Raw genomic sequence first — 12870 nt, 5'->3', positions numbered from 1 at the left:
AATATGGAAAATAATAACAAAAGAATACTTTTAGTAGAAGATGACCTTAATTTTGGGGCAGTTCTTAAAGATTATCTAATGTTAAATGACTTTGAAGTTACTTTAGCTAAAAACGGTATGGAAGGTTTCGAGAAATTCAAGAAAGATGTGTATGATTTATGTATTCTTGATGTAATGATGCCTTATAAAGATGGTTATACTTTAGCCAAAGAAATCAGAGAAAAAAATAGTGAAGTGCCAATTATATTCTTAACAGCAAAATCGATGAAAGAAGATGTGCTAAAAGGATACAAAGCCGGTGCTGATGATTACCTGAATAAACCTTTTGATTCAGAAGTTTTATTAATGAAAATCAAAGCTATTATTCAAAGAAAATCTGCGGATACAAAAGCGGAACAAGTTCAGTTTGAATTTAATATTGGTAAATTCCACTTAAATTCTAAACTTAGATTCTTAACGTTCGAAAATGACGAACCAATAAAATTATCTCCAAAAGAGAACGAATTGCTTAAAATGTTAATTCTTCATGAAAATGATTTAATGCCAAGAGAATTAGCGTTGACAAAAATCTGGAGAGATGACAACTACTTTACTTCAAGAAGTATGGACGTTTATATCGCTAAACTTAGAAAATATCTAAAAGCAGATGAAGATGTTGAAATCTTAAACATTCACGGTGAAGGTTTTAGATTAGTTGTTAAAAGCAAAGTGACAGAATAAAAAAAAACAAAATTCACAAAGACAAAAGCATAAAGCCCTGAGAAATCAGGGCTTTTTTTGTGCTTAGTTTTTGCAAAATAGTGATTCTTCATAATCTTGTCATTTCGACGGAGGAGAAATCACACTAATAAATTGACAAAGATTTAGGGATTCTCTTTGCGTAGAGATGCGCTGCAGTGCGTCTCTACGATTTGCTTCATCTATAAATCTTCCACAGTTTTACCGTAGAGATGCACTGCAGTGCATCTAACCTGAGATTGGTGTTATTCCAGACGGAGTTTCTGTTGAGGATTTCTCCTTCGTCGAAATGACAAATACCGCGAGAATAATTGGAATTTAGAATTTAATTCTTGACTTTTCTTGTAATTTGGAGCTATTACTGTTATTCGCTATATCTTTTTATCCGTGAAAAACGGATAAAAAGGATGCCGCTTCTATCAGGGCTAGGGCTTTAGTTTTCAGATAGATAATATGGTTTTTTGCGATTTAAAAAATGTGCTATATGTTTTTTAGATGAATTTTCTTTAAAATAAATTTGGAAAATCAAAAAAGTATTCTGAATATTTGCACACGAAAAAAGTAATAACCCTTTAATAACGAAGAAAAATGTCTGTATTTACATTATCATTTCACAGCTTCACATCAAACAAGTTTGGTGCAGCACTTCTTCGTGGCCTATTTCAATCTTAGAAATTCATTTTTAGATATATAAAAAAGCCCGAAGACATTTAGTTTCGGGCTTTTTTTATTCTAGACACTTCAAATTTTCCCGAATAATTGATTTTATTATTTATCCTCACGGATAAAATGTTATAGCCTGTTTTGGCTATTAATTTAATGCACTATAATTTTTTATGGAAAATTATACAGCAGAAGAGTATGCTTTGTGCTCTCGCTTTAAAAATAAAAGAACAAAGAAAAGATTAGTAAAAGAAGATTTTGAAAAACAATTAATTCAGTCAAGAAAACTTGAAGTTGACCTTTGGAAAAAACGACAAAATTTGCCATTAATTCCCTTAGCAACGCCTTATCAAAAAGGTTGGGAACGCAGTTTTGTTTTAAGAGAAGATATAGTAAGATCAAGCGAAGCTTCTTTTTATAAAACATTGCTGGAGAAGATAAATACATGGCAATATTCTTCTGAAAAAAGTTTAAAAAAAAACAAAAAAAGGAAGAGAAAGCATGTATATGTCGAAAAGCTTCAAACCGTAAAAGAGTTTTCTGAGTCAGAATGGAGAAGTCCAAAACTAACATTAACTGAAAAAGAAAAAATGCATTTTTATAAAAGGGAACGATGGTGTCCTAATTGTAAACGCTTTAAAATTCATTATGTATTTAATGAGCCTTGGCGTTATGTATTTCGTGTTAAACCGTATATGATAACACATACTAAAATGGTTGATGCAGATTTAGAAAGTGAAATTCAGCTTCTTGACAATTACATTACAAATTTTAATTTAAGATATAAAATAAACAAATTAGTAGATGGTTTTTCTTATCGTTGGAGTTCTTATCAAAACAAAAACTCACGTGAGATCAACCCAATTAAAAATAAAAGTTTGCATGTATTGTATCAACAATATGTAGACGAAATGATATAAATCATGGGAAATAAATTATCTGGAAAAGACCTTATTAAATTAGGCTTTCCAAAAAATAATTCAATAAACATTGCCTTAGGGCAAATAAACAGATATAGAAAAAGAGAGAAAAAAGAATCTATACTAACAGAAGCAAAAGAGGTTTTACTATATCCGGAAAAGTTTGAAGGACACGGAACCTGGGGAAAAGTGGCCGAAGGTTTGATAAAACCTGTTCAGGTAAGAATGCATCAGTTGAAAACAACTAGAGTTCCTTTTACCATTTTTGGTGAAAATGAAATTGATGATCAGGCGAAATTTCAATTATATGATTCTTTGAAGTTGCCTATTTCAGTTGCCGGAGCTTTAATGCCAGACGCGCATTCAGGTTATGGATTGCCAATTGGCGGAGTTTTAGCGACAGATAACGCAGTTATTCCGTATGGAGTTGGTGTTGATATTGGCTGCCGAATGAGTTTATCAATTTTCGATTTACCAGCTTCATATTTCAAGGGAAAAGAACATCAATTAGAAGCTATTTTAAAAGATAATACCAAATTTGGAATGAATGAAACACATGCTACAAAAGCAGATCACGAAGTTTTTTACAAAAGCGAGTTTCAGGATATTCCGTTATTGAAAAATCTTTTACCTAAAGCCTACAAACAATTAGGAAGTTCTGGCGGAGGAAATCACTTTGTAGAATTTGGTATCGCAAAAATTGATAATCCGGAAAATGAATGTAAGTTGGGTGTTGGTGAATATTTTGCTGTTTTGTCGCATAGTGGTTCTCGAGGTTTAGGGGCAAATATTGCTAAACATTATACTTATTTGGCGACAAAACAATGTCCGTTACCTAAAAATGTTCAGCATTTGGCCTGGTTAGATTTAAATACGCACGATGGGCAAGAATATTGGCTCGCGATGAATTTAGCCGGAGAATACGCTAAAGCTTGCCACGATGATATTCATAGAAGAATTGCCAAAGCAATAGGGAAAAGAGTAGTGGTGACAATTGAAAATCATCACAATTTTGCCTGGAAAGAAATGGTAAATGGTCAGGAATGTATTGTGCATAGAAAAGGGGCTACTCCTGCAGCTAAAGGTCAATTGGGGATTATCCCGGGATCAATGACTGCGCCGGGATATATTGTGAAAGGAAAAGGAAATGCAGCAAGTTTAAACTCGGCTTCTCACGGAGCAGGACGTTTGTTTTCAAGAGCCAAATGCAAAGCCACTTTTACTCAAAGTGAAATTAAAAAAGTATTAAAAGCGAATGATGTAACCTTGATAGGAGGCAATATTGACGAAGCTCCAATGGCGTACAAAGACATAATAAAAGTAATGGGAAATCAGACAGATTTGGTTGAAGTTCTGGGAACATTCACACCTAAAATCGTTAGAATGGACCGATAAAGAAATTAGAAAGTGGAAAAAATAATTCAGATAACAGCGGGTCGGGGACCTGCAGAATGCACTTGGGTAGTTGCCCAAGTGCTTAAGAAAATTTTAGACGAAGCACAACAACAAGGTTTAGAAACTACTTTGCTTCAAAGGGAAGTAGGTCAGGAAAACGGAACAATTGAAACGGCTACAATTGCTATAAATGGACAAAATGTAGCAACATTTGCTAATTCTTGGATTGGAACAATTCAATGGATTGGTCAAAGTCAGTTTAGGAAAATGCACAAACGTAAAAACTGGTTTATTGGTGTTTTTGAGATTGAACGACAAAAGAATGCATCGATTTCAGAAAATGATATTCAATATCAGGCGATGCGTAGTTCCGGTGCCGGCGGGCAACATGTTAACAAAGTAAGTTCTGCTATTCGAGCAACTCATATTCCAACAGGAATTGCCGTCGTGTCGATGGATAGCCGATCACAACATCAAAACAAAAAACTGGCAACAGAAAGATTATTAAAAAAATTAGAAGACGAAACTTTGCAACAACTCAAGGATCATGTTGGAAAACAATGGGAAAATCAGCTGAATATTCAGCGTGGTAATCCTGTGAGGGTTTTTACTGGATCTGATTTTAAAAAGAATAAAGTTGAGAAAACTTACAAAGGAACTCGTCAGAAATTAAAAACCAATTTACGAAATGAGCATAATTAAAAAGTTGGTCGCAAAAAAAAATGATGATATGCGAATTATATGTGACCAAAAAAACAATAAATATCGACACATAAAATGAAAACAATTGATAAATACCTTTTTCAGGCTTTGGATAATTATCCATATTCGCTTGAAGAAACTATAGAATCCCTGGATTACGCCTTTTCTTATGATGCAAAAAATACGATGGTCTTGTGTTTGTACGGAAGAATCCAGGCAGAACAATTATGGAATTATGAAGAAGCTAAGTCTTATTTTCAGGAGGCTCTGGCTATAAATATTCATGCGCTTGAAGTATATCCGTATTATATTCAGACTTTAATTTTGAATGAAGATTATGAATAAGCCCAAAGGCTAATTGATTTTGCTTTGACTGTAAAAGGAATAAACAAATCTGAAATCTTTGTAAAAAAAGCGATTCTTTTTGAAACACAACGGCAATTTAAAAATGCATTAAAGGAAATAAAAAATGCAAAATTGAGTACTTTACAGTTTGCTTTTGATTCTGATATTACAGAAGTAGAAAAAAGAATAAAAGGTAAAATTGATTTGATCAAAAATAATAAGAAGGAAAAGAACCTGAAAAAAAAATCTAATAAGAAATCAAAATAATTTTTGATTTAAAACAAAAAAACGATGCAATTCTATTTTGAGTTGCATCATTTTTTTATTGAATAATATTTATGATAATTAGCCATGAATTCACGAATTTTAAAATAGATAAATCAGCGTTATCCGCTCAATCCGTTATATCTGTGGGCAATTTTATTTCCAATGTAATTCTAATGCGAAACAAGTTTTTTCACCTTTTGTAATACTAAATTTTGCAGTAGTATTATCTTCACTTTCATGAATTACAACCTGGTCTTTCAAGGACAGTTCTTTCATAAAATTCATTTCAAAACTTTTTACTTCTTGTTTCAAAATTCTTTTTTCATCAACATGATCCAGACACCATTCTAAATATTTGACATTATTTACGTGATTAACAATGTCTAAATCAGATAAATAAACTGTTTTTTCGAAGACTGCTTCTTTTTCGTGATTGATGTTGATTTTTGAAAATCCCTCATTTGTAGCTCTGTTTTCAGGAAACAATTCGAAATGTTCATATGGTAAAGCCAGAGGTTCCGGACGACGTGATTGTGTATTAAAAACAGCCCAGTAGGTTTCGCATCCCACTATTTTTTTACCATTTACATACATTTCTAAGGCACGCACTGAACGTGAATTTTCTAAACTATTAATCCATGTTTTTACGGTGACAATATCCTGCCATTTTGGTAAAGCGATAACTTCAACACGCATGCGGCTTAAAACCCAAGCTTGATGAAATTCCTGCATGTCAAAAAAGCTGATTCCACCAACCTCAGAATGTGCTGCTGCGGTTAATTGCAAAATATTACATAAATCTGTATATTTTAAAAAGCCATTTGGCGTGCATTGTGTAAAATTGATTTCCCAGTCCTTGCTTAAAACTGAAGTGAAATTTGGTGATATAGGCATTTTTAATTTTAGATTTTGTTGTTGAATTTAGATTTTTAAAAAGAATGGAATAAAGAAAATAGAATATAGAGAATAGATTATTTTTACTTTAGAGAATTTTCTACATAATCTATAATTTCTTTTCTGTCTGTGGCATAATCAAACCATTTTGTGGCTTCATTTCTTTTAAACCAGGTAAGTTGTCTTTTAGAAAAACGTCTGGTATTTTTCTTGATTTCTTCGATAGCAAAAGGCAATGAGAAATCCCCGTCAAAATAACTAAATAATTCTCTATATCCCACAGTTTGTAATGCATTTAACGCTTTATGAGGATATAAAGCTTTTGCTTCTTCTATTAAACCTTCGTTCATCATGATATCGACACGTTGATTTATTCGGTCATAAATTATTTGCCTTTCAGCATCTAAGCCAATTAAAACAGGAACAAAGTTTCGATTGTTTTTCTTTTGATTCAAAAATGAGGAATATGGTTTTTGCGTTCCGATACAAACTTCTACAAAACGCATCATTCGTTGTGGATTTTGAAGTGTTTGCGGATTTTCTAAAGTAATTTTTTGATAATAGCCCGGATCTAAAAGTTGCAATTGTTCTTGTAAATATTCTATTCCGAATTTTTCATAGTTTGAATTTACTTCTGCACGTACTTCGGGATTAATTTCAGGAAATTCGTCGAAACCTTTTAAGATTGCATCAACGTATAATCCTGAACCGCCAATAAGAATAGCGAAATCATTGTTTTGAAATAATTCTTCTAATTTAATAAGTGCTTCTTTTTCATAATCGCCAACAGTGTAATTTTCGAAAACAGATTTATTTTGAATAAAATGATGAGTAGCGGCTTTTAATTCTTCGTGATTTGGAACTGCTGTACCAATTGTCATTTCTTTAAAGAACTGACGGCTGTCGCAAGATATTATTTCGCATTTAAAATGTTGTGCCAAAGCAATACTTAAGGCAGTTTTGCCTATAGCTGTTGGTCCGACGATTGTAATTAAGTGTTTCATATTTTTTAGCCCGGATGGGAATGAAAACCCCGGACTTATATTTGTTAGTTTTTTTGGTATAAAAGAGCGACTTTAGAAGCTCCTTTTTTACCTTATAAAAACAACAAAGATAAGGAGGAGTTGTAATGTACAGCTGGAAATAGCTTCTTAAATTAATTAGCAGGTAATTCAGTTCCGCATTGGTAACAATATTTTGCGCTGTCAAAATGTACTTGTGAATTGCATTTTTTGCATGTTTTTTTAGTACCTACAGCATTATTTTTAAGGCTGCTTTTTGCAAATTCTGCAGTTACAATTCCGGTAGGTACAGCTATAATCCCGTAACCTAAAATCATAACTAAAGCGGCTATGAATTGACCTAAAGGAGTTTGAGGAGAGATATCGCCGTAACCTACTGTTGTCAGGGTTACTATGGTCCAGTAAATACTCATTGGGATACTTGTAAAACCGGATGTTCTGCCTTCGACTAAATACATAATCGAACCGATAATTATGGTACTAATGAGGACAAAGTAAATAAAAACAAGGATTTTTTCTTTACTGGCTTCAATAGCTTCGCGAAGTTGTATGGATTGATGTGAAATTTGCGGAATATGCAGAATCTTGAATAATCGAAAGAAACGCAATGCTCTGACAATAGACAAAATACTGGCTCCGGGGAAAAATATTGATAAATACATGGGTAAAACAGCCAGTAAATCAATAATTCCGTAGAAGCTAAAAACATATTTAATGGGTTTCTGAATCGAAATAATCCTTAGAATATATTCAATTGTAAAAAATATGGTGATGACCCATTCGCAGATAAAAAGCTGATAATGATATTTTTGGTTGATTCCCTGAACCGTTTCCATCATAATCAAAATGACACTCAATAAAATCAATCCCAATAAAACCAAATCGAACATGCGGCCTAAAATGGTATTTGTACCATATAGGATTATTTTGATTTTCTCTCTGAAGATTTCGTATTTTGACTTTGCTTTTTTCATATCTACGAAGATAATGAAAGTTTTTGTTTGTTAAAAATGTAGGATTTTAAGCGACTTGCTTTTGCGGATATAATTCTGGATAATATTTTTTACATCACGATTGTGCTGCATTGGAATTAAAATATTCTTGAGAATTTCGATATTGTTAATCTGGTAATTTAAATCATAGAAAGCGTATCCCTGATATATTCCGTTTTCGATTAACACAGCACTTCTTTCGTTTATATTACGTCCTCTGTCAATAAGAATCATGCTTTTATTATCGAAGCTGTTTTCAGAGATAAATTGCTGTACTCTGGCGTTGTATACTTCAGGAGTAATTTCGCCAATGCAAGCACCATCGCATTCTTTTATTTTATATTGAAAACATTCTTTTTTAGTTTGATATAATCCTGTTAGTTTCTGGCATAAATGGTATTTAGAAGTAAATTTAAATAAAGCATTTTTGCCTTCTTGTAAAGTGGCAAATGAAGTAATTTCTTTTTTACGTCCATCTGCTTTTTCAAGTTTTAGGTTGATATATCCGTTAGAATCTTTTTCGGCATATAAAGCGTATTGAAAAATAGTTTTTCGTTGCGAGCGATTGTGTCTTGGTCGGTTTATTTTTATTTCTTCGCTTTCTTTTAGTAATGCTATTAATTCGCTGCCGGTTTCGTCATAGGTTATAGTAAAAACTTCGGCTTGAATTTTTTTGCTTTTTGTTGTGATTCCTGTAAAATGCTGATTGACTCTTTTTTTAATATTTTGGCTTTTACCAATATAAATTAAATTACCACCTTGATTATGAATATAATAAATACCTGTTTTTGTAGGCATTTGTGCTAAAATGTCTAAAAATTTAGGTGCTATTCCTTTCTCAATTTCCAGTTTTATAAAATCTTTTACGATGGTTTTCTCTAAATCTTTTTCTAAAAGCATTTTAAAGAGCTTCGTAGTTGCCATTGCGTCACCGCTTGCACGATGTCTGTCTGCCATTGGGATTCCCAATGCGCGAACCAGTTTTCCTAAACTATAAGAAGGCTGTTCCGGGATTAATTTTTTGGCAAGTTCAACAGTGCAAAGTGTTCTGGCTTCAAAATCATAGCCTAAACGTCTGAATTCAGTACGTAAAATTCTATAATCAAATGAAGCGTTATGAGCTACAATAATACAATCAGAAGTAATTTCTATGATTCGTTTTGCAACTTCAAAAAACTTAGGAGCTGAACGCAGCATAGCATTATTAATCCCGGTCAATTTCACCACAAAAGGCTGAATCGGAATTTCAGGATTAACGAGACTAATAAATTGGTCAACTACTTCATGACCATCAAATTTATAAATGGCGATTTCGGTAATTCCTTCCTCATTAAACTGTCCTCCAGTGGTTTCTATGTCTAGTATTGCGTACAAATTCAGTATTCAGTCTCGGTTTTTAGTATTCAGTTTTCTGTAGAGCTGCACCGCAGTGCGTCTTACGATATGTGGCTTAAAAATTAACGGCCGCCAAAAATGCTGCTTCCAATGCGAACCATTGTGCTTCCGCATTCTATGGCCAGTTTATAATCTCCGGACATTCCCATTGAAATTGTAGAGACGCACTGCAGTGCGTCTTTACGGTATCCGTCAATATGTTTTAATGAATCAAAAATAGATTTTAAATGCGTAAATTCTTTTTTAATCTGGTTTTGGTCTTCTGTAAAAGTTGCCATTCCCATTAATCCTAAGATATGAATATTTTTCATTTCTTTGAATTCTGATGAAGATAATAATTCATTTAGTTCATTTTGATCTAAACCAAACTTACTTTCTTCTTCGGCAATGTATATTTGAAGCAAACAATCAATAATTCTATTGTTTTTTAAAGCTTGTTTATTAATCTCCTGCAATAATTTCAAACTATCTACGCCATGAATTAAGCTCACAAAAGGGGCCATAAATTTGACTTTATTCGTTTGCACATGACCAATCATATGCCATTGAATGTCTTTTGGCATTTCCTCCCATTTATCAGTCATTTCCTGGATTTTGTTTTCTCCAAAGATACGCTGACCGGCTTCGTAGGCTTCCATCAAATCGTGAACTGGTTTGGTTTTAGAAACCGCAACCAGAGTTACATGTTCTGGTAAAGATGATTTGATAATATTTAAATTCGATTGTATCGACATGGTATTTCTTTTTTATGAAAGAATAAACTGTTTAGAGATTTTCTCTGCTTTTTTACTTTCACTGTAATCATAAAAACCTTCTCCGGATTTTACGCCTAATTTTCCGGCTCTAACCATATTTACTAATAATGGGCAAGGAGCATATTTAGGGTTTTTAAATCCTTCGTACATAACATTCAAAATAGCAAGGCAAACATCAAGTCCAATAAAATCAGCTAATTGAAGCGGTCCCATTGGGTGTCCCATTCCTAATTTCATTACGGTATCAATTTCATAAACACCGGCTACTTTATTATATAACGTTTCAATTGCTTCATTTAGCATAGGCATTAAAATTCTATTTGCTACAAAGCCCGGATAATCATTTACTTCAACAGGAGTTTTTCCTAATTTTTCAGATAAATCCATGATGATTTTAGTAACTTCATCGCTGGTATTATAGCCGCGAATAATTTCTACTAATTTCATAATTGGCACCGGATTCATAAAGTGCATGCCAATAACACGCTCAGGATGAGAAACAACAGCTCCAATTTGAGTTATTGAGATAGAAGAAGTATTGGTTGCTAAAATTGTATTGTGAGAACAGGCTTCGTTTAATTGTTTGAAAATATTCAGTTTTAGTTCAACATTTTCTGTTGCAGCTTCAACGACTAAATCAACGCCAACAACACCATCCTTAATATCAGTATACGTAATAATATTGGTGATCGTTTTTGAAACTTCTTCCTGAGTAATGGTTCCTTTAGACAACATTCGGTCGAGGTTTGCGGCAATAGTTGCCATGCCTTTGTCTAATGATTTCTCAGAAACATCAATCAGTTTTACAGTAAAACCACTTTGTGCAAATGTATGGGCAATTCCGTTACCCATTGTTCCTGCACCAATTACAGCTATAGTTTTCATTTAATTATGGTATTTGAATTAAAAGTTAAGGTTTAAAGCACCTTTGAAGTACGCTTTAAACCTTAAAAATAATGAGTTTATTTTTTTGTTTATTTATCGAAACAATCAATAATTTGATATGCTACTCTTAAGGCATCTGTAGCTTGTTCAAGAGTTACTACTGGAGTCGTATCTGTTTTTATTGCATTTGCAAATGATTCTAACTCATCCAGAATTGCATTGTTTTGCTCAACATCAGGATTTGTAAAGTAGATTTGTTTTTTTACGCCTTCGGCATTTTGCAAAATCATATCAAAATCTCCGGGAGTTTCCGGTGCATCTTTCATACGGACTACTTCGCATTTTTTCTCTAGAAAGTCAACTGAAATATAGGCGTCTTTTTGAAAGAAACGTGTTTTTCGCATGTTTTTCATCGAAATTCTGCTTGCTGTTAAATTAGCTACACATCCGTTTTCGAATTCAATTCGGGCATTGGCAATATCAGGCGTGTCGCTAATTACAGAAACACCACTTGCGTGAATATCTTTTACTTTTGAATGTACAACACTTAAAATAGCATCAATATCATGAATCATTAAATCTAAAACTACAGGTACATCTGTCCCACGCGGATTAAATTCAGCCAGACGATGTGTTTCTATAAACATTGGATTTTCGATCATGTTTTTTGTAGCAATAAACGCCGGATTAAAGCGCTCAACATGACCAACCTGACCTTTTACGTTATATTCTTTTGCTAAAGCAATAATTTCTTCAGCTTCCTGAACCGTATTGGCAATTGGTTTTTCTATAAAGATATGTTTTCCTGATTTTATGGCTACCTTAGCACATTTATAGTGCGAGAGCGTAGGAGTTACAATATCGATTACATCCACAGCGTGGATTAATTTTGCAATAGTACTGAAGTTTTTATAGCCAAATTCTTTTGATATTCTTTCGGCATTTTCTTGATTTTCGTCGTAAAATCCAACTAATTCGTATTGGTCAGATTGTTGTAATAAGCGTAAATGTATTTTACCAAGATGACCAGCACCTAAAACTCCTACTTTTAACATGAGAATGTATTTTAAACAAAAATATAATTTATTTGTCGAACGTGAAAATGAATGTAGTAAAGATTTAGCGATTTAATAATTAAAAATCAATATTTGATTTACTATTTACTTTCTTATTTTTGCAAAAATAAAACCTACCCATTTTGAAAGATACTGCCAAACATCAAGGACTTCGTAATCAATTAGTAAGCACTTTAGAGCAAAAAGGTATTACTGACAGAGCAGTTTTGGATGCGATAAAAAAAATCCCAAGACACCTTTTTTTGAATTCCAGTTTTGAAGATTATGCTTATCAGGATAAGGCATTTCCTATAGGAGCAGGGCAAACGATATCACAACCTTATACCGTTGCTTTTCAATCGCAATTATTAGAAGTAAAAAAAGAACACAAAATTTTAGAAATTGGTACCGGTTCTGGTTACCAAACTGCTGTTTTGTGTATGCTTGGCGCTAAAGTTTTTAGCGTAGAAAGACAAAACGAGTTATTTAAAACAACTTCAAATTTGTTTCCTAAATTAAATATTCGCCCTAAACATTTGTCTTTTGGTGATGGTTATAAAGGATTACCAAGTTACGCACCGTTTGATAGTATAATTGTTACTGCAGGCGCGCCATTTATTCCTCAGCCTTTAATGGCACAGTTAAAAATAGGAGGAAGGCTTGTTATTCCGTTAGGAGAAGATGTACAGATTATGACTTTATTAATTCGTAAAAACGAAACGCAATTTGAGAAACATGAGTTTGGAGAATTTCGATTTGTTCCTTTATTAGAAGATAAAAATTAATAAAAAAGCCCAACTCAGTTGGGCTTTTTTATTGGCTGTCTCGTCCTGAAAAAAGTT

The 12870-nt window shown here is 33.0% G+C and carries 13 protein-coding genes; 6 read left to right on the top strand and 7 right to left on the bottom strand.

What is annotated here, in order from left to right; genetic code table 11:
* Positions 1–3: 3 nt before the first annotated feature.
* From BXU01_RS01955 to BXU01_RS23970, 5 genes are all read left to right on the top strand, one after another.
* On the top strand, positions 4–720 hold the full coding sequence (locus BXU01_RS01955; RefSeq protein WP_026985497.1) for a response regulator transcription factor: 717 nt from the start codon (positions 4–6) through the stop codon (positions 718–720).
* A gap of 854 nt (positions 721–1574) precedes the next feature.
* Positions 1575–2321, top strand: coding sequence for a hypothetical protein (locus BXU01_RS01950; RefSeq protein WP_083691459.1), 747 nt, complete (start codon positions 1575–1577; stop codon positions 2319–2321).
* A gap of 3 nt (positions 2322–2324) precedes the next feature.
* Positions 2325–3716 (top strand): RtcB family protein, encoded by a 1392-nt coding sequence (locus tag BXU01_RS01945; RefSeq protein WP_083691458.1) that lies wholly within the window; start codon positions 2325–2327, stop codon positions 3714–3716.
* Positions 3717–3728: 12 nt separating this feature from the next.
* Positions 3729–4418, top strand: coding sequence for a peptide chain release factor H (gene prfH / locus BXU01_RS01940; protein ID WP_083691457.1), 690 nt, complete (start codon positions 3729–3731; stop codon positions 4416–4418).
* Between the two features lie 75 nt (positions 4419–4493).
* Entirely contained in the window at positions 4494–4763 is a 270-nt protein-coding gene (locus BXU01_RS23970; protein WP_369819514.1) for a hypothetical protein, read from the top strand.
* A gap of 420 nt (positions 4764–5183) precedes the next feature.
* On the opposite strand, the gene BXU01_RS01930 is transcribed toward BXU01_RS23970, so the two are convergent.
* The 7 genes from BXU01_RS01930 to BXU01_RS01900 form a co-directional block, all read right to left on the bottom strand.
* Positions 5184–5924, bottom strand: coding sequence for an acyl-[acyl-carrier-protein] thioesterase (locus BXU01_RS01930; RefSeq protein ID WP_083691456.1), 741 nt, complete (start codon positions 5922–5924; stop codon positions 5184–5186).
* An 83-nt stretch (positions 5925–6007) separates the two neighbouring features.
* Complete coding sequence (gene miaA / locus BXU01_RS01925; protein WP_083691455.1) at positions 6008–6928, bottom strand: tRNA (adenosine(37)-N6)-dimethylallyltransferase MiaA; 921 nt, start codon at positions 6926–6928, stop codon at positions 6008–6010.
* Positions 6929–7080: 152 nt separating this feature from the next.
* The gene (locus BXU01_RS01920) at positions 7081–7920 is read right to left on the bottom strand and encodes an ion transporter (RefSeq protein WP_083691454.1); all 840 of its coding nucleotides are present in this window, start codon (positions 7918–7920) and stop codon (positions 7081–7083) included.
* Positions 7921–7950: 30 nt separating this feature from the next.
* On the bottom strand, positions 7951–9312 hold the full coding sequence (locus tag BXU01_RS01915; protein ID WP_083691453.1) for an exonuclease domain-containing protein: 1362 nt from the start codon (positions 9310–9312) through the stop codon (positions 7951–7953).
* Positions 9313–9395: 83 nt separating this feature from the next.
* Entirely contained in the window at positions 9396–10067 is a 672-nt protein-coding gene (locus BXU01_RS01910; RefSeq protein ID WP_083691452.1) for a YggS family pyridoxal phosphate-dependent enzyme, read from the bottom strand.
* A gap of 12 nt (positions 10068–10079) precedes the next feature.
* Positions 10080–10973, bottom strand: a complete 894-nt coding sequence (locus BXU01_RS01905; protein ID WP_083691451.1) for a 3-hydroxyacyl-CoA dehydrogenase family protein — start codon at positions 10971–10973, stop codon at positions 10080–10082.
* 89 nt (positions 10974–11062) lie between these two features.
* Positions 11063–12028: a Gfo/Idh/MocA family protein gene (locus BXU01_RS01900; RefSeq protein ID WP_083691450.1), complete on the bottom strand. Its 966-nt coding sequence runs from the start codon at positions 12026–12028 to the stop codon at positions 11063–11065.
* 143 nt (positions 12029–12171) lie between these two features.
* Between BXU01_RS01900 and BXU01_RS01895 the strand changes: the two genes are divergently transcribed.
* Positions 12172–12813 carry a protein-L-isoaspartate(D-aspartate) O-methyltransferase gene (locus BXU01_RS01895; protein WP_041518722.1) on the top strand — a complete coding sequence of 214 codons (642 nt, stop codon included), beginning with the start codon at positions 12172–12174 and terminating at the stop codon, positions 12811–12813.
* Positions 12814–12870 lie beyond the last annotated feature (57 nt).

The organism is [Flexibacter] sp. ATCC 35103, from assembly GCF_001975985.1.
Classification (GTDB): domain Bacteria; phylum Bacteroidota; class Bacteroidia; order Flavobacteriales; family Flavobacteriaceae; genus Flavobacterium.
The sequence above is the reverse complement of the archived record's forward strand: the minus strand, read 5'-3'. Positions and strand labels throughout refer to the sequence as shown.

What these genes read in the sequence shown, in the direction of transcription:
- BXU01_RS01920 (WP_083691454.1), bottom strand. Translation starts at nt 7,920, where the DNA reads ATGAAAAAAGCAAAGTCAAAATACGAAATCTTCAGAGAGAAAATCAAA.
- BXU01_RS23970 (WP_369819514.1), top strand. Translation starts at nt 4,494, where the DNA reads ATGAAAACAATTGATAAATACCTTTTTCAGGCTTTGGATAATTATCCA.
- BXU01_RS01930 (WP_083691456.1), bottom strand. Translation starts at nt 5,924, where the DNA reads ATGCCTATATCACCAAATTTCACTTCAGTTTTAAGCAAGGACTGGGAA.
- miaA (WP_083691455.1), bottom strand. Translation starts at nt 6,928, where the DNA reads ATGAAACACTTAATTACAATCGTCGGACCAACAGCTATAGGCAAAACT.
- BXU01_RS01945 (WP_083691458.1), top strand. Translation starts at nt 2,325, where the DNA reads ATGGGAAATAAATTATCTGGAAAAGACCTTATTAAATTAGGCTTTCCA.
- BXU01_RS01900 (WP_083691450.1), bottom strand. Translation starts at nt 12,028, where the DNA reads ATGTTAAAAGTAGGAGTTTTAGGTGCTGGTCATCTTGGTAAAATACAT.
- BXU01_RS01955 (WP_026985497.1), top strand. Translation starts at nt 4, where the DNA reads ATGGAAAATAATAACAAAAGAATACTTTTAGTAGAAGATGACCTTAAT.
- BXU01_RS01910 (WP_083691452.1), bottom strand. Translation starts at nt 10,067, where the DNA reads ATGTCGATACAATCGAATTTAAATATTATCAAATCATCTTTACCAGAA.
- BXU01_RS01950 (WP_083691459.1), top strand. Translation starts at nt 1,575, where the DNA reads ATGGAAAATTATACAGCAGAAGAGTATGCTTTGTGCTCTCGCTTTAAA.
- BXU01_RS01905 (WP_083691451.1), bottom strand. Translation starts at nt 10,973, where the DNA reads ATGAAAACTATAGCTGTAATTGGTGCAGGAACAATGGGTAACGGAATT.